Genomic DNA, 19230 nt, shown 5'->3' with positions numbered 1-19230 from the left:
CGTCTGCGCCGGGCCGGCGGTCGTCAGCGTCCTGCACTGCTCACGAGCCGTCGCCGGGACTGAAGACGCAGGCGCCGCTCGCCGACCGGTGCCCATCGGTTCCGCTCGTGGTCAGCCGGCTCGGTGGCCTCAACTGGATGCAGCCATCGAGCTGGTCCGGGGCGCCCCGAACATGTACCCGGAAATGTCCACGGCCGACATCGTCTTCGCGGTCCGGCTGGCCATCGCGGAGATCCCGGACCGGGCCCTGTTCGGCTCGCACGCCCCGTACGGCGACCTGGTCCCGGCTCGGGCGAGGGGTGACCACGAGGGCAAGGTGGACCGGGTCACGAGTCCGGGCGAGGTACGCGACCGGGTGCTCGGCGGGACGATCGCCGAGCTGGCGGGCTGAACCGAGGCGGGCCGGACGTCCCCGGGCGCGACCCCGACGGATTGAGCGTGCGGATCGTCAAGAGACGGTGGCGGCCGGTGGGGTCCACCGGTGGGTGCGCGGTACCGCGCTGGCGATGCCGTAGTCCTTCTTGAGTGTTTCGGGGATGGCGTAGTGCATGACGCGTCCTCGGGTCAGGGAGGACAGTTCCAGGACGCTGGTGAGGTGGCCGAGGCGGTCCAGGGCCCAGGCGCCGAGCGGGGAGCGGTCCTCGATGGTCTCCAGAACGCCCAGGAGGTGGGGCACGGCCTTGACGACGGTGTCCCACGGTGTGCTCGGCACCTGGAGCCAGTCGGCACAGGTGTCGCCGACCAGGTAGCGGATGAGGGCGGAGACGATGGGGTCGAAGAAGGTTCCCGGCACCACTTCCTCGTACAGGTCGATCAGCTGCCGGGTCAGGTGCGCTCCCTCCCCGGAAGGCGCCATGTGCCGGATCATGTACAGGTCGAGGAACTGGCGTGCCTCGTCGAGGGTCTTGGGGACGGCGTCCTGGTCGACGCCGAGCATGGCGCCGACGACGCGCCAGGCGTAGTAGTAGGCTTCCGCCCCCTCCGTCGACATGTGGATACCCAGGCGATGCAGGCTGTCCAGCACGAGCATGGAGAAGAACATCTGCCCGCCGATCATGTCCTCCTGGCAGATCGGCGTCCCGTAGGTTTCGGCGTCCCAGCGGCCCTCACGGGTGAGGTGGTGGCGGATGGAGGCGTGCAGGAGGCGGACCTTCTGCGCGGCGGGGATGAAGCGGCTGCCGGCCTCGAAGGCGTCGGGCTGCATCAGGTAGACGGTGAACTGGCCGGTCTCCGCCATCCGTTTGGAGGGGTACTTCAGCCCGTGGGTGGCCGACAGCAGCTTCGCCACGTGTGGAACGACGTAGCAGGCGGGCATGGAGGCGAAGGACAGCGCGGTGGAGATGTGCACGTTGTTGTCGATGAAGAACAGCCGGGCTTTCTCCATCTCCGACCAGTCCACCCAGGCCGGCGGGGTGCGGGTGGCCTCAAGGTACTCGCGCGCGACGTCGGGCAGCCCGTCCGGCAGCGGAGCGCCTGCGGTGGAGACGTAGCGCATCAGGGTGTTGAGCTTGCCCACCTCCCCGCGTTCGAAGAGTGTGGCGACGGTGGCGTCGGCGAGTTCGTCACCGGCGTCCCGCAGAGCGTCCATCGATGCCTCGGTGTAGGTCATGGCAGGGTTCCTCGTCTTCCACGGGGTCGTTCACGGCCGGCGGGAGGGTCCAGTTGCCCAGGGACGCACGGATTCCGCGCCACCTGGGTACGAGAGTCAGAACAGGCGGACCGCCGCCGAATGCGCCAGCGTGGTCAGGGCAGCGGCGGCGTGCGCCGCCGCGTCCAGCTCGTGGAGGGCATCGAGAGCCTCCTCGACCCGTGCCCTGATCATGTCCTCGATGCGGTCGGGCGCTCTGAGCCCGCGCATCACCTCGCGCACGGCGTCCAGCCCCTCCCCGTCCAGGTCACCCCGCCCCAGCAAGGCCCGCAGCAGTTCCCGCTCGCCGTCGCCGGCCAGGCGCCATGTCTCCGCCAGCAGCGCCGTGGGCCGCTGGCCTCGCACATCGTCGGCGTTGGCCTTGCCGGTGCGTTCCGGGTCTCCGAACAGGCCGAGCAGGTCGTCCCGCAACTGGAACGCCTCGCCCAGCGGCAGCCCGTACGCGGAGTAGCCCTCGCGCAGCCGCGCGCCCGCCCCGGCCAGGGCGCCACCGATCAACAGGGGCTGCTCGACGGTGTACTTGGCGGTCTTGTACCGGATCACCTTCAACGACGCCTCGGTGTCCGGACCGGCTCCGGTGCGCAGGATCTCCAGGCACTCCCCCGCGATCAGCTCACGGGCCATCACCGACCACAACGGACGGGCCCGGACGAGATACGCGGCGGGCAGCCCGCTGGTGGCGAACAACTGCCCGGCCAGCGCCATCAGCAGGTCACCCACCAGCATCGCCAGCGAACACGCGGCGGCATCGGCGTCCGGGCAGTGCCCCACGGCGCCGCGCAGGGCGACCTGGGCCGTGGGCCGCCCGTGCCGCAGCGGGCTGTCGTCGATGAGGTCGTCGTGCACGACCGCGGCGGCGTGCACCAGCTCCATGGAGGCCGCCGCCCGCACCAGCGCGTCGCTGTCCGGCTGTCCCACTGCACGCCAGCCCCAGTAACAGAACGCCGCCCGTAGCCGCTTGCCCTCCGTGACCGCCGCTTCCAGCCTCGCGGCCACCGACCCCAGGGCCGGATCGATCGCCTCGAACTCCTCGGCCTCCTGGGCGACGAACCGGCGCAGCACGTCGTCGACGCGTGCCTTGAACGCGTCCGGATCCCACCGGTCAGACGTCATCGACGGCCCTGCGAGCCAGGGCGTGCCGGGCGAGGACCTCCAAGTGGGCCGGGGGCGCGGCCGCGTAGCGGTCCAGCAGCAGGCGCCCACGTGCCATGAGGTCGTGCTCGGCCTCCGACGCCAGCTCCGCGGCGTCCGAGCGGCGCAGCAAACCCCGCACCGTTCCCAGGGCCGAGCCCAGCGTGCTCACCGCCAGATCAGCCAGCCCGGCTGCCAGTAACAGCGCCTGGCCGTCCAAGCTCTTGCATCGTCCCGATTCCTGCGTCATGTCATCTCCCCCACCCGCTGCCCGTCCGGACGGCGCCGGTCACGCGCCCTCCTTCCAAGCATCGGGGCACACCGGGCGCGAGAGCGGAAGAACTCACGATCGAGTGATCACATCGGTCGACCGTACGGATACGGCGAGGTGGATCTTCTCCCGCTGGACGAGTTCGGCCACCTGCCAGGGTCAGTTGAAGTCGGCTCGGCGCAGCCGCCCAAAGCCGCCCTGGCCAAGCCCCGTTCGTACGGAAGACCACCCTGTCGATCTCCCCATAGGACCGGACCGCTGCCCTGCACGGTTCGCCTGCGTCCCTCACCGACGCGGAGCTCATCACGATGCGCGCTGTTCCGCCGAGGGTGAAGACCGGCCCGACCGGGCTCGACGATCAATACGGTCCAGTGTCATGACGACGGTCACCACGCGCACGGTCGAGTGCCCGGCTGACGGCTGGCGATGATCGGGCACCTCGCACTCCCCGCCGGTGTCGACCGCCGGCCCGCGGTCCTGATCGTGCCTGAGGGGCCGGGCCTGAACGACTTCCAGCGCCGTATTGGGCTGCTTGAACAGCCGGAAACATCCGCCTCCAGCTGGGCAGTCCGGCCCCTATAACCAAACCCACCCGGCCGGGCCCAGGACGACCACCCGGCTCGGAGAACCGCCACCCCGCCACCCGCTACGACATGGGCAGGACCGCCGAACGCCCTGCGACACTCACCGCCCTGCGTGATGGCCAATGTTCAGGAACAAGCAAGCCAAGGGGATCCGCGCGCCCGCTTCCCATACACTTGCTCCACCAGGTATCTTGCATCGCATGGAACCAGGTGATTCGACCAAGCAGGCCCGGGCAGCCGCCCAACTGCGCAAGGGGGTCCTGGAGTACTGCGTACTCGCCCTGATGCGGGACCGCCCCCGCTACGGCGTGGAACTCCTCCACGCCCTGGAGGACTCCGGTGCCCTGGCCACCAGCCAGGGCACGGTCTACCCGTTGCTCTCCCGGCTCCGCCGCGACGACCTGGTCACCACCACCTGGCAGGAGTCCGCCTCCGGACCACCCCGTCGCTACTACGCGCTCACCGACAGCGGCCGGGCAGCACTCGACGAGTTCACCCGCGTCTGGCCCGGCTTCCGCAACGCCGTCGACGCCTTCCTGACCACCCCCCACCCCTCCACCGGAGACCTCGCATGAAGACCTCTACCGACCTTGTACGCGACTACCTCTCCGCCGTCGAACGCGAAGCCTCCGCGCTCCCCGCCGACCGCCGCCAGGAACTCCTCGCCGACCTCACCGAACACATCGAGGTGACGCGCGCCGAACGCCCCGATGCCGCGATCGGCGAGGTCCTGGCAGAGCTGGGGGACCCCCGTACGATCGCGGCGACCGCGCTGACCGAGGCGGAAAACGGGGCCGCTGGGGCCCCGGCCCGGAGCGTTGTCGGCGCACCCGCCCGGCGCGGCAAGGTGCACCCCCTGGTCCCGCTCCTGATGCTCACCTTCTCGCTGCCCTTCATCATGATCTTCCCCGGCCACTCCGGACCGCTGATCGGCGTCCTGTTCCGCATCACCGGCGCGGTACTTCTCTGCACCTCAGTGCACTGGACCGCCGTCCAGAAGACCACTGGCGTAATGCTCACCGCCGTCCTGCCAACTGCCGTCGTGACCGCCTGGAACCAGTCCAGCGGCGGCCTGGCGGGCGACACCCCGGCCCTCCTGGCCAACCTGGCGACGGTCGCTCTGCTGGCCGGCACGGCAACCTGGCTCTGGCGGGTCCGCCGCGCCTGAGCGCGGCCACCGCACGGCATCGAGCGGCAGTTCGGCGGCATGGACGCACAGCAGCCGCTCGAAGAGGCCATCCACGCCTTTGACTTCCACAAGGGCTGCCCGCCATGAGCGACGTCAGCGCCCGGTCTTGAGGAGCCGGCGGCCAGAGCGTCTCGTCGCGTGCGGGCATATCCCGCCGGTGCCCTGCGGGAGCAGGACGGTGGTACAGGCGGCCGGGGCGACAGTGTCGACGGCCCGATCGTGCCCGGTGCGTAACCATCACGTACTCACCTGCTCCTGGGCCCGTGGACTTGGCCTGACCGTCAAGACCATCGCCAGGCCGACCCCAAGGGCGCGACCGACTTCGTGCTCGTGCCGCGGCGGTGCACCGTGGAGCGGTCGGGCCAACCCGCGCAATGTGCCGACCTGCCGAAAAGCGGCCGTCGTCAGGTGACGATCCCGCGTCGAGGTACGGAGATTCCCGGTGAACCGCCGTACGCCGACGTAGTCGGTACGGGTGGCCGCGGCCGGTGCGCGCCGGTGCCGGAGGAGGCGCGATCGAGTCAACCGGTGCGGTCCCGGCCGCTGTTCGTGGAGAGTTGTCCGCGAACTCTCCCGGAATTGTCCGTGATCGGTAACAGACGCATCCCCCGGCCGCCGTGCCTCGTCCTGCCAGGTGGTCGCAAGGTGACCGGGATCGGCGAGGGACTGCGCGAAAAGGGGCGGACATGGCACGGCATGGCGGCGGGCGGGGCTGGTACGGCAAGGTGGCCGGGGCGGCGCTCGGGGTGACGATGCTCGCCACCGGCGCCTCGCTGTGGACCGCCCAGGCCGGTACCGCGGGCAACTCGACACCAGAAGCGACCGCGCCGGCCACGCCGAGCAGTGACGTCAAGCCGGTCGCAGCGACCATCGCGCACGCCTCGGAGGCGGGGGCGCGCGGCATCAACATCACCATCGACGACGGCCCCGACCCCGTGTGGACCCCTCAAGTGCTCGACCTGCTGCGCGAGTACGGCGTGAAGGCCACGTTCTGCATGGTGGGTACGCAGGCGCAGGCCCACCCGGACCTCGTGAAGAAAGTGGTCGCGGCCGGACACCGGCTGTGCGACCACTCGGTGTCGCACAACACCGCCATGGACAAACAGCCCCAGGCCTACCAGTCACAGCAGATACTCGACGCCGAACGCATGATCACCAAAGCGTCCGGGGGCGTACGCCCGATGTACTACCGGGCACCCGGCGGGGCCTTCACCCCCTACAGCCGCAACCTCGCCGCTTCCCGGGGCATGCGCCCGCTGGGCTGGAACGTGGACAGCAAGGACTTCGAGCGTCCGGGCACGGACGCCATCGTCGCCACCGTCGAGCGAGAGCTACACAACGGACCGACACTCCTCTTCCACGACGCGGGCGGCGACCGCACCCAGACCGTCCAGGCCCTGCGCCGCCTCCTCCCCCGGCTCAAGGAACAGGGCTACTCCTTCGGCTTCCCGGTCCACTGAGCCCCGGCCATGGCCGGTCCCGGCGTTCGAGGCGCCGGCCCCGGGTCAGCCGTGGGAATGTGCCGACCAGCTGACAAGCGGCCGTCGCCAGTTCCGTGCGTGGGGGAAATCCCTGGTCGAGCGGCGGCGGGTCGGCCGTATGCCCCCTTGCTCCGCCCCGGCTGGCTGCCGTGGCGGAGCAAGGGGGCGTACGGGGTCGGGCTCAGCAGATGCTTGCGCGCCGACGCCGGCGGAGCACGGCGGCCCCACCCGCGAGGACGAGTGCCGCGCCGGAACCGCCGGCGATCAGCGGGATGGAGGACGAGGCGTCGTCCGCCTTGTGCTGGGGGCTGTAGCCGCTGGAATACCCCTTGGTGTCGTACTCCGAGCCGGGCAGCTTGTCGGCGTAGCGGGCCTTGACCAGTTTCTGATAGTCGCTGAGCGACACCGACGCCTGGCCGCCCAGTCCTTGCCGGGCCTGGTCGTTGAGTGGCTCGACGGTGGTGAGCTTGAGCTGGTACCAGCCGCGGATCTGCGGCTCGGTGAAGACCAGCGTGCCCACGGTGGCCTTGGCGGCGTATGCGGCGTCGCTGTCACCGTCGCGCACGGCCGCCAGGTGCCAGCCGCCGCCCTGGGTGGGGGCGAGCATGACGGTGGCGTTGCGGCCGTTGACGGTGGTGTTCAGCGAGGAGACAAGCTGCGTCAGCTTGACCGCCTCGGTGGGCAGTGGCTGGGAGGTGCCCGCGACGAACCCGGGGGTGATCTCGTTCAGCGCCAACGGGTCCTTGATCGTGAAGGCCGGGAGGCCCCGGCACGGCTCGGCCGTCTCGGGGATCGTCTGCACCGGCCCGCCGGTACCGCCGCTGGGCACCGGGGTGCTCAGGAAGCGGCAGACGGCGTTGCGGACGTCGGCGGACTTCACCGCGTTGAGGGCGGCCTGGTAGTCGGGGATATCGGCCGGGAGAGGGTCCTTGGCCGGGGCCGCGTGGGCCGGACCGACGACGGACAGTAATGCGGATGCGCTCAGTGCGAAGACGATGGACAGGCGGGAGAAGCGAGAGTCCACCCGCTTGCTGGACGTTCTGGTGCCGCTGGTGTCGCGCATGTCGCCTGCCTTAGCGGGAGATGCCGATGCGGGAGTGGGTCCACTTGGACGAGCTGTTGCTTACGTAGTCGTTGTAGTTCCACCAGGTGTACGTGGCGGTGTCCGGCCACGGGTCGGCCACAGCGATCGTGGTGTTCGACGTGTCGAAGCCGTAGACCACGTTCATGTGGCCGCCACCGGACGTCCACCCGATGCGGGCACCGATCGGCCGGGCCGCCTTGACGTCGGTGTACACCTGGTTGAACGTGGCCGCGCTGCTCAGGCCCGAGCCGGAGCGGGCCATGCCGAGGCTGCTCCAGCCCCTGGCCATGTCGTCGAGCGTGGCGGGCTGGTTGTTGCAGCCGTAGGCGGGCTGGGCCCGGCTGCAGAAGTCCGTCTGTGTGGAGCCGAACCCCTGGAACTTGGCGATGGTCAGCCCGGAGGCGGCCCAGCACCACTGGGTCTTCTCCTGCTTCAGCATGCCGATGGTGTCCTGACCCGCTTCCGCGTGAGCCGTGCCTCCCGCGGCCGCAAGCGATCCCAAGGCGGCCAGCACGATGGCCGACGCCGTGGTTCCGTACCTGAATCTCCCCATGTTCCTGCCTTCCCCTGATGGGTGCGACGAGATGAGCGGGGCAATCTGACACGAATATGACAGCGCAACATGTCCAAGCTATATAGGGTACTTGCGGAAATTTCACCCCTACTGATTATTTGTCGGTTAATCGCGTAACTTGGGTGGTGGTCCTGGCTGGGAAGGCTGTTCCATCAGCTGGGCGGTGACCAACCCGGGTCCACCAACGCGCCCGCCCATCGAGCTGTAGACCCGTTCACCCACCGAGTGTCTCCGCCATGCGGTCCAGGTCGGCGAGAAGGGCGGCGAGGCGTTTCGGCGGGACGGCGTCGGTCATCTGCTGGTCGATGGCGTAGACGGCAGAGCGTGCCGCGGCGAGGCGGCGATGGCCCTCCTCGGTGAGGTGGGCGGGCAGGGCGCGGCCGTGGTCGGTGGTGGTCGCGCGGATGATCAGGCCGGCGTCCTGCAGTCCGCGCAGGACGACGTTCATGGACTGCCGGGTGACGAAGGCGCCGCGGGCCAGTTCGGCGTTGGACAGCCCGGGTTGCTGGTCGAGTAGTTCGAGGCAGGCGTACTGCGGCACGGTCAGTCCGTACTCGCGCAGGGCCCTGTCCATCGCGCCGCGTAGGGCGGCCGCGGCGCGTTTGAGGCGGTAGCCCAGCCGCTCGGTCACGTCGGTGGTCGGGATCGGGCCGGTGGTTGTCCCATCGCTCATGTCAGGAGTTTGACATACATGAGCGAAGACACCTACCTTCGCGAATGTCAAAGTCCTGACATCGAGCAAGTCTGAGGAGCACCCCCATGACCACCGCCGTTTCCGTCACCGGGCCCGACTTCATCGCACTACAGGTGCGTGACGTCGAGACGGCCGCCGCCTTCTTCGAAACGCAGCTCGGGCTGCGCCGGGCCCCCGCCTCGCCCCCCGGCGCCGTGGTGTTCACCACCGAGCCGGTCGCGTTCGCCGTCCGCGAGCCCCTGCCGGGGGTGGACCTCGACAGCGTGGAGCGGCCCGGCCTCGGCGTCGCCCTGTGGTTCAGGACCAGCGACGCCCAGGCCCTCCACGACCGCCTCCAGGCCGCCGGGACCCCCATCGTCAAGGCACCGCAGGACGGCCCGTTCGGCACGATGTTCACCTTCCTCGGCCCCGAGGGCTACGCCATCACCGCCCACGGGAACTGACCGTGCACGCCTTCACCATCACCCCGCAAGGACCCTTCTCCCTCGCAGCCGCTCTCGGCTTCCTGAAGGGATTCACCCCCGCCAGGTATCACGACACCGCACAAGACCAGGTGCTGCGCCTGGCATTCCCCGCCGACGACGGCCACTCGACCGTCGGCGTCGAAGTGAGGCAGGTGGACGGCCCCCAGGGCATCGTGGAGGCGCAAGCCATCGTGGACACCGGCCTGCCCGGCGAGGGGCGGGCCGGGACGGCCACAGAAACCGAGCCTCCCCCCGGGATGGATACGGTGCGGCAGCAGCTGGCGCGGATCCTGTCACTCGACGTCGACGGCAGCGGCTTTCCCCAACTCGCCAAGGGCGATCCCGTCGTAGCCGAGCTCATCTCGGCATACCCGGGACTGCGGCCGGTGTGCTTCCACTCCCCGTACGAAGCAGCGGCCTGGGCGGTCATCGGCCACCGCATCCGCATCGTCCAGGCCGCCGCTGTCAAGGCCCGCATCGCCGAACACCACGGCCAGCACGTCACCGTCGCCGGCCGCGCCCTGCACGCCTTCCCCACCCCACTGGTCCTGCGCCAACTCGACCGCGTCCCCGGGCTGCCCGACACCAAGGCCGAGCGCCTGCGCCACCTCGCGGACGCGGCCCTCGCCGGCGACCTCAACGCCGGCCGGCTGCGGGCGATGCCGGCCCGGGATGCCCTCGCCCACCTTCAGGCCTTGCCCGGCATTGGCCCGTTCTCCGCCGAGCTGATCCTCATCCGCGGCGCCGGACACCCCGATGTCTTCCCACGCCACGAACCCCGACTGCACGCCGCGATGGCGCGCGCCTACGGCTTGAGCAATCAGGACGCCTCCGACACGAACCGCCTCGCCGACATCAGCAACCACTGGGCGCCCTACCGCAGCTGGGTCGCCCTCCTGTTGCGCACGCACAGTGGGACGTAACCATGCGCCGTCTGGAATCGCCCGACCAGCCGCATCCCCTTCGCGACCCGTGCGGCGCCCGGTTCGAAACAGCCACACGATCGGTTGCCGGGTCTTTCGCCGTCTGCCACAGCCGCGCCAGGTCTTGGCGCATTGGCCACAGCCGCCGTCCCTGAAGTCAGCGCAGCACCCGGGCCGGTGCTCACCTCCCGCCCGGGCGGGAGGTCGCGCCGGGGTGACCGGGCCACGACCCGTGACGTGAGCGCCTGAGCGCCTCGGGTCACAGGTCGCAGCTCACAGGTCACGGGTGTTGAGGCTAGAGGACAGAGATCCAATCGCTGCAGAACCACCAGGCAGGACCGCCTGACTGCTCCGAACACACCTGGTAGGCGGAGACGGGCTGGGGTGTCCACACCTGACCGCCGACGCCCCCGTTGCCATCGGGGTCCTTGATGTAGTCCACTACGCCGTTGATCATCCGGTAGTTCGTCCGGAAGCCGGCGTCGTCGGAGCGCTGGTCATAGGCGAACACCCTCCTGTTGTTGTCGGCCACACCACCATGCCCGCAGTTTTGGTTACGGAGGACGCCGCATCGATTGACATGGGTGTTGCCGTCCCACGCGGACGCAGTCGGGGCCAGCGCCACCCCCGCGAGGCTGAGGCTCAGTGCTACTCCGGCCAGCGTCCCTATTCGCATCTTCTTCTTCATGGGGAACTCCCTTGTTCCTGTGGTCGGGGCGTCGGGGAGCGGCATGCTCCCGCCGCTGAAGCCACTATGGGGACCGGATCAATTGGCCACCCGGCCTTGAAGGGAAACTGCAGATCAGCGGACCGGAGATCGCGGACAACGCGGATTGTCCGCGGACAACGCGGGGCATCGGCCGTCGGACGGGCAGGCGTGATGGCCGGTGAGCCCACACCCCGGCCGTGATCCCCTCCCCGGCGGGCCGCCTGCTTCGCGCGCAGGCCGGTCAACTCCCCGGGCAACTCCCCGGGCGACGCGGTCGGCTTGTCGACGGGAGTCCACGGCGCTCGCGCCGAAGGTCTCCTGAACTCTCCGGCCGAACACCGACCCGCCGCCCGCCATCGGCGGCCGTCGGATCAATGTCCGTGCCCGGAAAGGAACATGATGAGTATTCAGGCATCCATCCCGTTGCGCAAAGCGGCGTTTCATGCCCTGTCCCAGCGGCCCGTACGGTCGGATTCATGGAGTGGAATTTTCAGACGGCCGAACAACTCGCGGCTGCCTTGCGCGCCGGTGAGGTGAGCTCGGCGGAGCTGACCGACCAGGCGATCGCCCGTATCGAGCGGGACGACAAGGCGATCAACGCGATCTGTGTACCGGACTTCGACCGTGCGCGGGCCGCCGCGCGCAGTGCCGACCAGGCGCGCGCCCGCGGTGAGGACCAGCCGCTGCTCGGCATTCCGGTGACGGTCAAAGAGTCCTACAACATCGCCGGCCTGCCCACGAACTGGGGCATGCCGCAACACCGGGACTTCATGCCGGCCGAGGACGCGGTGCAGGTGTCGCGGCTCAAGGCCGCAGGCGCGGTGGTGCTCGGCAAGACCAACGTGCCCGTCGGGCTGCAAGACGTGCAGAGCTTCAACGAGATCTACGGCACCACCAACAACCCGTGGGATCACGGTCGCACGCCGGGTGGGTCCTCCGGCGGATCAGCGGCCGCCCTGGCGTCCGGATTCGGCGCGCTGTCCATCGGCTCCGACATCGCCGGTTCGTTGCGCACCCCCGCACATTTCTGCGGCATCTACGCACACAAGCCGACACTCGGGCTCGCGGCGAACCGCGGTATGGTCCCGCCGGACACGCCGGCATTGCCGGTCGACCTTGACCTCGCCGTGGTCGGTCCGATGGCGCGCACCGCCCGCGACCTCACGCTCCTGCTCGACGTCATGGCCGGACCCGACCCGCTGACGCTCGGTATGGCGCACCACTTGACGCTGCCGCCCGCGCGCCATGAGCGGCTCAGCGACTTCCGGGTCCTGATCCTCGATGAGCATCCCCTCATACCAACCGGGTCCGCCGTGCGGGCAGGCCTGAACCGGGTGGCCGACGCGCTCGTCGACGCCGGCGCCCGCGTGGAGCGGCACAGTCCACTGCTGCCCGACCTGACCGAAGCCGGCATGCTCTACACGCAGTTGCTGTTCTCCAGCGCCGTTGCGCGCTTTCCCGTCGAAGCGTACGAGCAGCTGCGGACCCTCGCCGCCCAACTGAGCGCAGACGACCAGAGCCTCGATGCGGTGCGGCTGCGCGCCATGGTCTTCAGCCACCACGACTGGATCGAGGCGAACAGTCGTCGCGAGCTCCACCGCCACGGCTGGCGGCAGCTCTTCGCCGAGTTCGACGCCGTGGTGTGTCCCATCACGCCCACTCCCGCGTTCCCGCACGACCACAACCCCGATCCACGGCAACGCCGCCTCGACATCGACGGCGTCGAATACCCGTACTTCGACCTGCTCGTCTGGGCCGGTCTGCCCACCATGCCCGGCCTACCCGCCACCGCCATACCAACAGGCTGCTCCCCCGAGGGCCTGCCGGTGGGAGTACAGCTCATCGGTCCGATGTTCGAGGACCGCACCCCGCTGCGGCTGGCCGAACTGCTTGAGCAGGAGATCGGCGGCTTCCAGGTACCGAAGTAGGGCGTACGACCGGGTGTCCGTCGCAGTGCCCGGCCCGGCAGGGTCGGGCACTGCGTCGGTCTAGTGGGGCGAACCGGGCCAGCGGTCGGCGCTCGGCGCTCGGCCGGAGGCTGCGGAGCGTTTCGGAGCGACACGGTTTCCGTCGATGCCGACGAGGGCTACGGGCGGGTGCAGGGGGCTGCGGCGCCCGGGGGCTCAACGCGAGGGACGGCTGGCGGTCGCTCGTCTCAAAGACCATGACGGCCCACCACCGCTGGCCGTCCTCCGCCGTGTCGATGCCGCACGCCGCCACCGGAGGGCGGTCGGCCACCGTGGCCAGGGACTGTCCGGGGGATCGTGCCGGACAGTCCCTGGCCCCGAGGAGGACTCAGCGCTTGAGCGTGAAGGTGAAGTCACCGGAGAGCTTGCCGCTCAGCCGGATTGCCGAAACGAGTTTCCCCTCCGTGATCAGTCTCCCGACCTCAGCACGCGAAAGACCGCAACCTTCAGCGATCAGCCGCACCGGCCGGACGGGGATCCGCGCCGCAAAGCGAACCGAGACATCGATCACCTCGCGGTCCAGGTGATCCGATCCGCCGGTGTCGAGGCGCCAGGCGTTGTCCCAGTCGAGGGCGATGCGATTGCGGCGCCGAACGACCGGATCCTGGAGCAGCTCAGCTGCCAGGCCGGCGTCGTTGTCATGCAGCCGGTCCAGCAGCTCAGGTCGTACGGAGCGCACGTTCATCCGCTCCAGGACCGTGAGCTTTGCCGTGTCCCCGCAAGCGGTACAGAGCGCGAGGAGCCAGGCGTCGATGAGCTTGTGGTTTGCGTTGACGCGAAATTTGCCGTTTGCCCGGAAGCGCTCGGACGCGCAGGCGTGGCAACGGCGGAGAACGGTGGGCAGGCAGGTGGGCATGACCACCCAGTCATTGAGCACAGAAGTACACCGGTTTCAGTGAGAAGTCCGCAGCAAAAAGGAGCGCGGCGCACATGCGCGACGCGCGACACATCAGCTCTCGGGAGGTCTCACAGGGTGTACAACGGGACGTCCTTGCCTGGATGAATTGGATCGGCAGCACGGTAAGGCAGCACAGCGGCGCTGTTCCACTGGTTTTCGAGCGCCTCATCGCCAGGTCCTGTCCGGCGGGTCATGGACAGAGCCAGAGCCGGACCGCGGCGACAGTGACGGTGCCGTGCGAGGCACAGGCCTGCCCGCTTGTCGTACCTCGTGGCCACGGCCCGGAGGTTCTTGAACCTGTTGACCGTCCGCTCGACCTTGCTCGTACGCTCGCAGATCGTCTTGTCGAAGCCGGCGGGCCGGCCCCCGTTGGCGCCCCGGGGCTTGCGGTTGGCCCGCTGGTCCTTCGGCGCGGGATGGTGTGCTCGATGTGGCATCTGCGCGGGTGGCGACGGTTACGGCGGGAGCTGGACTCCTTGTCGCCGAGGTGATCGGGGATCGGGGCGGGTGCGGGGATGCCCGCCGCCCCGGCGGGCAACCCCGTACGTCCCGCTCCCACCCCCGGGTACCGACGCGCGCCAGGACCGCTGGTCGTCCAGGTCGCGGAAGCACGGGCTGAAGTTGTATCCCAGGATCTTGAACAGGCCGAACACTCACGGAGTACCCGGGTGCGGGCCTGAGTGGTAACGGACCCTGGTGGCGGGAGGACGAGAAGCCTCACCGCCGCCAGGGAATTCAGCTTGCCGGTGCAGTGCAACTGCGCGGGGAACGGCTCAGACGACCATGACCCGGCGCCCGCGCGTGTGTCCGGCGTGGCTGTCGATGTGCGCCGCCGCGGCCTCGGCGAGCGTGTACGACTTCTCGACCGGGATGTGGAGCTTCCCCCGCGATATGAGGCCGGCGGCCTCGGCGAGTGCTTGCGGCATGCTCCCGGCCACGCCGGAGAACCGGACACCGAGCTCCGGCGCAGCGAGATCGGCGATGGAGATCACCTTCTGCGGATCCCCGGTCAGCTCGACGAGCTCGCGGATCACGCCCGAGCCGGCCAGATCGAGAGCCGCGTCGACATGGCCGAGCTGCCGCACCCGCTCGACCCAGCCCTCGCCGTACGTCGTGGCGACGGCACCCAGGCTACGCAGATAGTCCTGGTTCGCGGCCCCTGCCGTGCCGATCACCGTGATGCCGCGGTCGCGGGCGATCTGCAGCACCGCCGATCCGACTCCACCGGACGCACCGCTGGCAAGCAACGTCTGTCCGGACCGCACACCGACCTGGCGGATGATGCGCAGCGCGGTCTCCACCACAGAGGGGTACCCGGCAGCCTCTTCGAACGTCAGGCCCTCGGGCATACGGGCCCAGGCCGACAAGACGGCGAACTCGGCGTAGGTGCTTGAGCCTTCGCCGAAGACGTGGTCGCCGACCTCGACCCCTTCGACACCCTGACCGACCTCGTCCACCACCCCGGAGGCGTCCTGCCCGACTCCGGCGGGCAACTCGATCGGATGGACCTTCTGGAACTGGCCTTCACGGATCCTCCAGTCGACGGGGTTCACGCCCGCCGCCCGCACGGCGATGCGTACCTGGCCGGGGCCCGCGTGGGGCTCCTCGGCATCTATGAGTTGCAGAACGTCCGGACCGCCGAACTCGGCGAAGCTCACTTTCTTCATGCGGCGACCGTAACACTAACCGTTAGGGTTTAAAAACGGTTTCGCTTTTGTATCTGGTAGTGTCATGGCATGACCGTGCCGTCCGGACGCCGTGAGCGCAAGAAAGCCGCGACCCGCCAGAAGATCGCCGACACCGCCCTGCGGCTCTTCCTTGAACGCGGGTACGACGCGGTGGGCATCCGAGACGTGGCCGCTGAGGCCGACGTAGCCGTCACCACGCTCTTCTCCCACTTCGCCTCCAAAGAGGCCCTGGTGTTCGAGCAGGACGACGACTTCGAGCAACGCCTCACGCGGGCGGCCACCGACCGGGCACCGCACGAGCCGCTCATCCCCGCACTGCGCCGCGAGATCCAGGCCCTGGTGCAACATTGCACGGCGGACAGCGCCGCCCCGGCCTGGCGCATGATCGACGAATCGTCTGCCCTGCGGGAGTACGAGGAGTCGATGAGGCTGCGTCATGCGGAGTCGCTGGCAACGGCCATCGCCGCCGATCTCGACCTGTCAAGGACCACAACGGCCTGCCGAACGATCGCGAGGTTCGTGATCGACGCCTATTCGCTGGCCCGTGAGGCGGCCGACCCGGAGGCCGCGGTGGACGAGATCTTCCGGATGATCGAGGCGGCCTGGGAAGTCACCTGCCCTTCTCGACCTGCGTGAGGAACTGTTCTTCCAGGTAGAGCAGGAGCCGGTCGGGGACGAGGAGCTTCAGCTTGCCTGTCGGGACGGTCTTGACTTCCCAGACACGGCGCTCGGCGCGCTTGCCCGGGGACCAGCTCCAGCAGCAGTCCGTCGCGCTCTGCTCAGCCTTGGGAAGCCACTCTCCACTGGCGCCTGCCCGACGCACGAGACGAGCCAGCCCGCAGAGTGAAGAGCTGCGAGAGCAACTCGGAAGCGCCACACAGGAAACGACGGCCCGCAGCGGACGCCGCTCGGCCAACCTCTCGAAACCGTGCAACCGTCCGGGCGACACCGTGAACGCCGATCCCGGCCTGTGCCGCTGCCGCGTATGCCACGCGAAATGGCGTTCGGGCCCCACCGCTCCCGTCGCGGTCCCGGCCAGTTCGCCCAGCGGCACCATGACATCCGCCCAGCCGGCCCGCCAGACCGCCACCCACCGTGCGGCCCACTCCGGCTGCGGCTCCGGCTCCTGTTCACCCAGCACCTTCGGAAGCGCCCAGTTCGGGGATGCGGTGCTGGGGCCCTGCCTGGAGCACCGTGCCGACTCTGCGCTCGCTGGCGCTCCTACACCGCCCTTGTGCGGGCTGGCCAAAGAAGGTGCGGACAGAGCCCGATCGGACCGCCGCCGCCTTCACAGTTCGAGACGGCCTCACGGCCGCCGTGGAATTGGCGGACGACGCCTTCCGACCCAGAGCAACAGGACCACCGAACACACCGCGGCGAACGCGCACCACGTCGAGATGTACTCCTGCCGCCACAGGGCGAAGGACGCCGCGGCCCCAACGGCAACCAGGACACCGAACAGGACGAGGCCCCGGTCGCCGGACAGGAGCAGGGAGCCGATGGTGGCGAAGAGGTAGCCGATGACGGTCAGCTCCGCCTGCGGCAGCCCCAGGAAGTACCCGACGGTGTGCCCACGGATCTCGGCCGTCACAGTGCGGGTCGCCAGCGCGTAGGTGAGCGCCGCCGCCGTCGCGGCTCCCACCGCCAGGGGAATGAGCAGGCGGCGACGGGCGCCCGGCGGCGCGGCGCACAGCACGGCCGCCGGTACCCACAGCACCAGCAGCGGGAGCGCGATGACCGCCCAGGCGACAGTGGCGGGCCCGGTGCCCCCGTCGTGGTGCCAGACCGCGGCCTCGATGATCTGATGGCCCCCCAGGAGGAGAGGCAGCGCGGCCAGCGGCAGGTCGCGGGGGCGTCGGGTCGCCAAGGTCACCGAGGCGGCCACCACCGCCATAATGCCCACGCCCGCAACGAGGTCGGCCGTCGCGCTCCAGCACATACCAGCAACGCTACGGCCGCCCTGGTGAGGGAGCGCGCCGGACACTCCTTCGGGGCTCACCGGCCGTGCCCCGAGCGGAGGCGTCGGCCGCGTCCGGGTCCTCGCCGGCAGCGGGGGCGGGCCTCGGGCCGGGCGCGGGGATGCGGGTGGTCCGTGCGCCGTCAGCGGAGAGCGAGAGGCGCCAGGAGCGGCCCTCGGTGGCATGGAAGTCGACGAAAGCGGCCTCGTGCGGCCAGGCGCTCGTCGTTGCGACGCAGGTGGACAGGAAAACCTCGACACCGTCGAGTGCCACCTCGTCCGGCAGCGGCTGCGCGGCACCCAGCGCCAGTTGGGCGTCGTAGGTGTGCACCGCTATCTCCTGGAGCTGGTGCCGGGCGACGGCACCGCAGGTCGGCGGCGACTGCGACGCACCCCACCACGTCCAACAACCGCGCTCCGGGCCGGCCTCCCGCAGCGCGTCCAGCAGCTCCTGCGTCGATGCGGCCAACCAGGCCAGCAGGGCCTCGCGCTCCCGAGGTGCGGCAGGGTCGCCCGATGGCGCGGTGTTCTCATTCTGAGAATAGAGGCATCCGCTGCGGGGCACGGAGTTCGCGCTGTTCCAGTTCTCCACGACCTGGAGCCCGGAGTGGATCTCGCGGCGCAGGTCAGGGCCGGTGAGGTAGTCGCACGCGAAGATCGTGCGCACGGCGCCGCCGAGCTGTTCGAGCGCGGCGTAGGTGGGCTGCTTGGGACCGCCGCGGGTGGCGCCGCGGGTGGCGCCGCGAGCAGCGTGATGCGTACGTCGTCGGCGGTGTCGCGGAAGTCCGAGGGGTACATCTTGATCGCTCGCGCCCCGCCACGCGGCTCCCAGAATCTGCGATCAGTCCGCGAACAGCCCCTCGGGCGGCCCGAGTTTACTCACGTCGTTCAGCTTGCTGATCTCCGTCAGCATGGGCATCCAGGCCGACCGCGCCCGGGTCCCGCTTGAGCAGCACCAACAGCGCGGCGCCGCCCTCGCTCTACTCATTCGACGACGATTACAAGATTACAATGGGGCGATCGCAGTCCAACGCAGGGAGGGACGGGAGTCGATGAGCCTTCGTCAGTTCGAGTACGCCCTGGCTGTTGCCGAGGAGGGTTCGGTGACGGCGGCGGCGGAGCAGCTGCACGTCGCTCAGCCGTCGGTGTCCCAGCAGATCCGCGGCCTGGAGCGGGAACTCGGTGTGAAACTGTTCACCCGCACGCCGACCGGACTGGTGCCCACCGTGGTCGGCCGCGCGTTCCTGCGGGAGGCGGAGGTCGCGGTCAGCGCGTCGCGGCGGGCGAGGGCGACGGCGCGGGCCGGTGCCGATGAGCTGGTGGGCGAGCTGGTGGTCGCGGTGCAGATGGGCTTTGGCACACGGCAGCTGCCGGGCGCGCTGGGCACGCTGCGCCGCCGCTTCCCGCGGTTGGAGGTCACCGTCTTCGAGGAACCGAGCTCCGCCGAGCTGGAGCGGCTGTGCCGCCGGGGCGTGTTGAACCTTGCCCTGATGGCGGCGTGCGAGCGAAGCCCCGCCGACGCCCACCACCTCGGCGACGAGGAGTTCGTCGTGGTGCTGGGTGCCGGGCACCGGCTGCTCGCCGCTGACCGGGTCGAGCTGCGCGAGCTGGAGGGGGAGCCGTGGGTGAGGTTCGACCGCGACAGCGCGCTCGACGGCGTGCTGCTGAACGCGCTGCGGGACAACGATCTGGCCCCGACCACGGTCGCCCGCGTCTCCCAGACGGCGACGGCCGTGCGCTGGGCCGACCACGGGCTGGGGGTGACGCTCGTCCCGGCCTCCGCGGTGCCCCACGGTTACGAGCACCTTGTGCGCCCGGTGTTCCCGGTCATGTCCCAGCCCGTCATTGCCGTGGTCCGGCACGGCGCGGGCCCGGCGGAGGCGGCCCTGCTCGACCTCCTGCGTCAGGAGACCTGGTCCGAGTCCGCTTCCTTCTCACCGGTGTCCTGACGGGCGAGAAGGAAGCGGG

General features: G+C 69.8%; 21 protein-coding genes and 3 pseudogenes. 10 read left to right on the top strand and 14 right to left on the bottom strand.

Annotated elements, in window-relative coordinates:
- Positions 1-184: 184 nt before the first annotated feature.
- Entirely contained in the window at positions 185-391 is a 207-nt protein-coding gene (locus ACFWA7_RS06895; protein ID WP_385542118.1) for a hypothetical protein, read from the top strand.
- Between the two features lie 57 nt (positions 392-448).
- Here ACFWA7_RS06895 and ACFWA7_RS06890 read toward each other — a convergent pair whose 3' ends face one another.
- From ACFWA7_RS06890 to ACFWA7_RS06880, 3 genes are all read right to left on the bottom strand, one after another.
- Positions 449-1609, bottom strand: coding sequence for an oxygenase MpaB family protein (locus ACFWA7_RS06890; protein ID WP_385542116.1), 1161 nt, complete (start codon positions 1607-1609; stop codon positions 449-451).
- Between the two features lie 96 nt (positions 1610-1705).
- Positions 1706-2761 (bottom strand): polyprenyl synthetase family protein, encoded by a 1056-nt coding sequence (locus ACFWA7_RS06885; RefSeq protein WP_385542114.1) that lies wholly within the window; start codon positions 2759-2761, stop codon positions 1706-1708.
- Positions 2751-3029, bottom strand: coding sequence for a polyprenyl synthetase (locus ACFWA7_RS06880; RefSeq protein WP_385821463.1), 279 nt, complete (start codon positions 3027-3029; stop codon positions 2751-2753). Before ACFWA7_RS06880 ends, ACFWA7_RS06885 begins: the two co-directional genes overlap by 11 nt.
- 397 nt (positions 3030-3426) lie before the next feature.
- Here ACFWA7_RS06880 and ACFWA7_RS06875 point away from each other — a divergent pair.
- From ACFWA7_RS06875 to ACFWA7_RS06860, 4 genes and pseudogenes are all read left to right on the top strand, one after another.
- Positions 3427-3572, top strand: a pseudogene (locus ACFWA7_RS06875) (dienelactone hydrolase family protein); the annotation flags it as partial.
- A 262-nt stretch (positions 3573-3834) separates the two neighbouring features.
- Positions 3835-4209 carry a PadR family transcriptional regulator gene (locus ACFWA7_RS06870; protein WP_037696304.1) on the top strand — a complete coding sequence of 125 codons (375 nt, stop codon included), beginning with the start codon at positions 3835-3837 and terminating at the stop codon, positions 4207-4209.
- A complete protein-coding gene (locus ACFWA7_RS06865) occupies positions 4206-4802 on the top strand; it encodes an HAAS signaling domain-containing protein (protein ID WP_385821461.1) in 597 nt (198 codons plus the stop codon). The genes ACFWA7_RS06870 and ACFWA7_RS06865 overlap by 4 nt, the downstream gene beginning before the upstream one ends.
- 707 nt (positions 4803-5509) lie before the next feature.
- Positions 5510-6283, top strand: coding sequence for a polysaccharide deacetylase family protein (locus ACFWA7_RS06860; protein ID WP_385821459.1), 774 nt, complete (start codon positions 5510-5512; stop codon positions 6281-6283).
- 202 nt (positions 6284-6485) lie between these two features.
- On the opposite strand, the gene ACFWA7_RS06855 is transcribed toward ACFWA7_RS06860, so the two are convergent.
- The 3 genes from ACFWA7_RS06855 to ACFWA7_RS06845 all read right to left on the bottom strand — a co-directional run bounded on the left by ACFWA7_RS06855 (position 6486) and on the right by ACFWA7_RS06845 (position 8635).
- A complete protein-coding gene (locus ACFWA7_RS06855) occupies positions 6486-7367 on the bottom strand; it encodes a hypothetical protein (protein ID WP_385821457.1) in 882 nt (293 codons plus the stop codon).
- A gap of 10 nt (positions 7368-7377) precedes the next feature.
- Positions 7378-7827, bottom strand: coding sequence for a papain-like cysteine protease family protein (locus tag ACFWA7_RS06850; protein ID WP_385542104.1), 450 nt, complete (start codon positions 7825-7827; stop codon positions 7378-7380).
- A gap of 349 nt (positions 7828-8176) precedes the next feature.
- On the bottom strand, positions 8177-8635 hold the full coding sequence (locus tag ACFWA7_RS06845) for a MarR family winged helix-turn-helix transcriptional regulator (RefSeq protein ID WP_385821455.1): 459 nt from the start codon (positions 8633-8635) through the stop codon (positions 8177-8179).
- 86 nt (positions 8636-8721) lie between these two features.
- Between ACFWA7_RS06845 and ACFWA7_RS06840 the strand changes: the two genes are divergently transcribed.
- Together ACFWA7_RS06840 and ACFWA7_RS06835 are read left to right on the top strand one after the other, a co-directional pair.
- Positions 8722-9099 (top strand): VOC family protein, encoded by a 378-nt coding sequence (locus tag ACFWA7_RS06840; RefSeq protein WP_385542100.1) that lies wholly within the window; start codon positions 8722-8724, stop codon positions 9097-9099.
- A gap of 2 nt (positions 9100-9101) precedes the next feature.
- The gene (locus tag ACFWA7_RS06835; protein ID WP_385821453.1) at positions 9102-10043 is read left to right on the top strand and encodes a DNA-3-methyladenine glycosylase family protein; all 942 of its coding nucleotides are present in this window, start codon (positions 9102-9104) and stop codon (positions 10041-10043) included.
- A gap of 295 nt (positions 10044-10338) precedes the next feature.
- Here the strand turns inward: ACFWA7_RS06835 and ACFWA7_RS06830 are convergent, their stop codons facing one another.
- The gene (locus tag ACFWA7_RS06830) at positions 10339-10731 is read right to left on the bottom strand and encodes a hypothetical protein (RefSeq protein ID WP_385542097.1); all 393 of its coding nucleotides are present in this window, start codon (positions 10729-10731) and stop codon (positions 10339-10341) included.
- 497 nt (positions 10732-11228) lie between these two features.
- On the opposite strand from ACFWA7_RS06830, the gene ACFWA7_RS06825 reads away from it, so the two are divergent.
- Positions 11229-12680 (top strand): amidase, encoded by a 1452-nt coding sequence (locus ACFWA7_RS06825; protein ID WP_385821471.1) that lies wholly within the window; start codon positions 11229-11231, stop codon positions 12678-12680.
- Between the two features lie 367 nt (positions 12681-13047).
- Here the strand turns inward: ACFWA7_RS06825 and ACFWA7_RS06820 are convergent, their stop codons facing one another.
- The 3 genes and pseudogenes from ACFWA7_RS06820 to ACFWA7_RS06810 all read right to left on the bottom strand — a co-directional run bounded on the left by ACFWA7_RS06820 (position 13048) and on the right by ACFWA7_RS06810 (position 15284).
- The gene (locus tag ACFWA7_RS06820; RefSeq protein WP_385821451.1) at positions 13048-13596 is read right to left on the bottom strand and encodes a DUF1062 domain-containing protein; all 549 of its coding nucleotides are present in this window, start codon (positions 13594-13596) and stop codon (positions 13048-13050) included.
- A gap of 211 nt (positions 13597-13807) precedes the next feature.
- Positions 13808-14156: pseudogene (locus tag ACFWA7_RS06815) on the bottom strand (IS5/IS1182 family transposase); the annotation flags it as partial.
- 234 nt (positions 14157-14390) lie between these two features.
- Positions 14391-15284: an NADP-dependent oxidoreductase gene (locus ACFWA7_RS06810; RefSeq protein ID WP_385542094.1), complete on the bottom strand. Its 894-nt coding sequence runs from the start codon at positions 15282-15284 to the stop codon at positions 14391-14393.
- 69 nt (positions 15285-15353) lie between these two features.
- On the opposite strand from ACFWA7_RS06810, the gene ACFWA7_RS06805 reads away from it, so the two are divergent.
- The gene (locus ACFWA7_RS06805) at positions 15354-15941 is read left to right on the top strand and encodes a TetR/AcrR family transcriptional regulator (RefSeq protein WP_385821449.1); all 588 of its coding nucleotides are present in this window, start codon (positions 15354-15356) and stop codon (positions 15939-15941) included.
- Here ACFWA7_RS06805 and ACFWA7_RS06800 read toward each other — a convergent pair.
- The 4 genes and pseudogenes from ACFWA7_RS06800 to ACFWA7_RS06785 all read right to left on the bottom strand — a co-directional run.
- The gene (locus ACFWA7_RS06800; RefSeq protein ID WP_385821447.1) at positions 15916-16128 is read right to left on the bottom strand and encodes a hypothetical protein; all 213 of its coding nucleotides are present in this window, start codon (positions 16126-16128) and stop codon (positions 15916-15918) included. The two genes, ACFWA7_RS06805 and ACFWA7_RS06800, sit on opposite strands and share 26 nt — an antisense overlap.
- 483 nt (positions 16129-16611) lie before the next feature.
- Complete coding sequence (locus ACFWA7_RS06795) at positions 16612-17244, bottom strand: DUF6629 family protein (RefSeq protein WP_385821445.1); 633 nt, start codon at positions 17242-17244, stop codon at positions 16612-16614.
- Between the two features lie 10 nt (positions 17245-17254).
- Positions 17255-17854, bottom strand: coding sequence for a maleylpyruvate isomerase N-terminal domain-containing protein (locus ACFWA7_RS06790; protein WP_385821469.1), 600 nt, complete (start codon positions 17852-17854; stop codon positions 17255-17257).
- Positions 17828-17986, bottom strand: a pseudogene (locus ACFWA7_RS06785) (Tn3 family transposase); the annotation flags it as partial. The pseudogene ACFWA7_RS06785 and the gene ACFWA7_RS06790, both read right to left, overlap by 27 nt.
- Positions 17987-18314: 328 nt before the next feature.
- Between ACFWA7_RS06785 and ACFWA7_RS06780 the strand changes: the two are divergent.
- Complete coding sequence (locus ACFWA7_RS06780; protein ID WP_385821443.1) at positions 18315-19211, top strand: LysR family transcriptional regulator; 897 nt, start codon at positions 18315-18317, stop codon at positions 19209-19211.
- The last annotated feature ends 19 nt before the right edge of the window (positions 19212-19230 follow it).

Origin of the sequence: Streptomyces sp. NPDC059994 (genome assembly GCF_042737755.1) — a bacterium.
GTDB lineage: Bacteria > Actinomycetota > Actinomycetes > Streptomycetales > Streptomycetaceae > Streptomyces.
The sequence above is the reverse complement of the archived record's forward strand: the minus strand, read 5'-3'. Positions and strand labels throughout refer to the sequence as shown.

Coding starts and splice junctions, on each gene's coding strand:
- ACFWA7_RS06895 (WP_385542118.1), top strand. CDS start 185: ATGTCCACGGCCGACATCGTCTTCGCGGTCCGGCTGGCCATCGCGGAG.
- ACFWA7_RS06890 (WP_385542116.1), bottom strand. CDS start 1,609: ATGACCTACACCGAGGCATCGATGGACGCTCTGCGGGACGCCGGTGAC.
- ACFWA7_RS06885 (WP_385542114.1), bottom strand. CDS start 2,761: ATGACGTCTGACCGGTGGGATCCGGACGCGTTCAAGGCACGCGTCGAC.
- ACFWA7_RS06880 (WP_385821463.1), bottom strand. CDS start 3,029: ATGACGCAGGAATCGGGACGATGCAAGAGCTTGGACGGCCAGGCGCTG.
- ACFWA7_RS06870 (WP_037696304.1), top strand. CDS start 3,835: ATGGAACCAGGTGATTCGACCAAGCAGGCCCGGGCAGCCGCCCAACTG.
- ACFWA7_RS06865 (WP_385821461.1), top strand. CDS start 4,206: ATGAAGACCTCTACCGACCTTGTACGCGACTACCTCTCCGCCGTCGAA.
- ACFWA7_RS06860 (WP_385821459.1), top strand. CDS start 5,510: ATGGCACGGCATGGCGGCGGGCGGGGCTGGTACGGCAAGGTGGCCGGG.
- ACFWA7_RS06855 (WP_385821457.1), bottom strand. CDS start 7,367: ATGCGCGACACCAGCGGCACCAGAACGTCCAGCAAGCGGGTGGACTCT.
- ACFWA7_RS06850 (WP_385542104.1), bottom strand. CDS start 7,827: ATGCTGAAGCAGGAGAAGACCCAGTGGTGCTGGGCCGCCTCCGGGCTG.
- ACFWA7_RS06845 (WP_385821455.1), bottom strand. CDS start 8,635: ATGAGCGATGGGACAACCACCGGCCCGATCCCGACCACCGACGTGACC.
- ACFWA7_RS06840 (WP_385542100.1), top strand. CDS start 8,722: ATGACCACCGCCGTTTCCGTCACCGGGCCCGACTTCATCGCACTACAG.
- ACFWA7_RS06830 (WP_385542097.1), bottom strand. CDS start 10,731: ATGAAGAAGAAGATGCGAATAGGGACGCTGGCCGGAGTAGCACTGAGC.
- ACFWA7_RS06825 (WP_385821471.1), top strand. CDS start 11,229: ATGGAGTGGAATTTTCAGACGGCCGAACAACTCGCGGCTGCCTTGCGC.
- ACFWA7_RS06810 (WP_385542094.1), bottom strand. CDS start 15,284: ATGAAGAAAGTGAGCTTCGCCGAGTTCGGCGGTCCGGACGTTCTGCAA.
- ACFWA7_RS06805 (WP_385821449.1), top strand. CDS start 15,354: ATGACCGTGCCGTCCGGACGCCGTGAGCGCAAGAAAGCCGCGACCCGC.
- ACFWA7_RS06795 (WP_385821445.1), bottom strand. CDS start 17,244: ATGTGCTGGAGCGCGACGGCCGACCTCGTTGCGGGCGTGGGCATTATG.
- ACFWA7_RS06780 (WP_385821443.1), top strand. CDS start 18,315: ATGAGCCTTCGTCAGTTCGAGTACGCCCTGGCTGTTGCCGAGGAGGGT.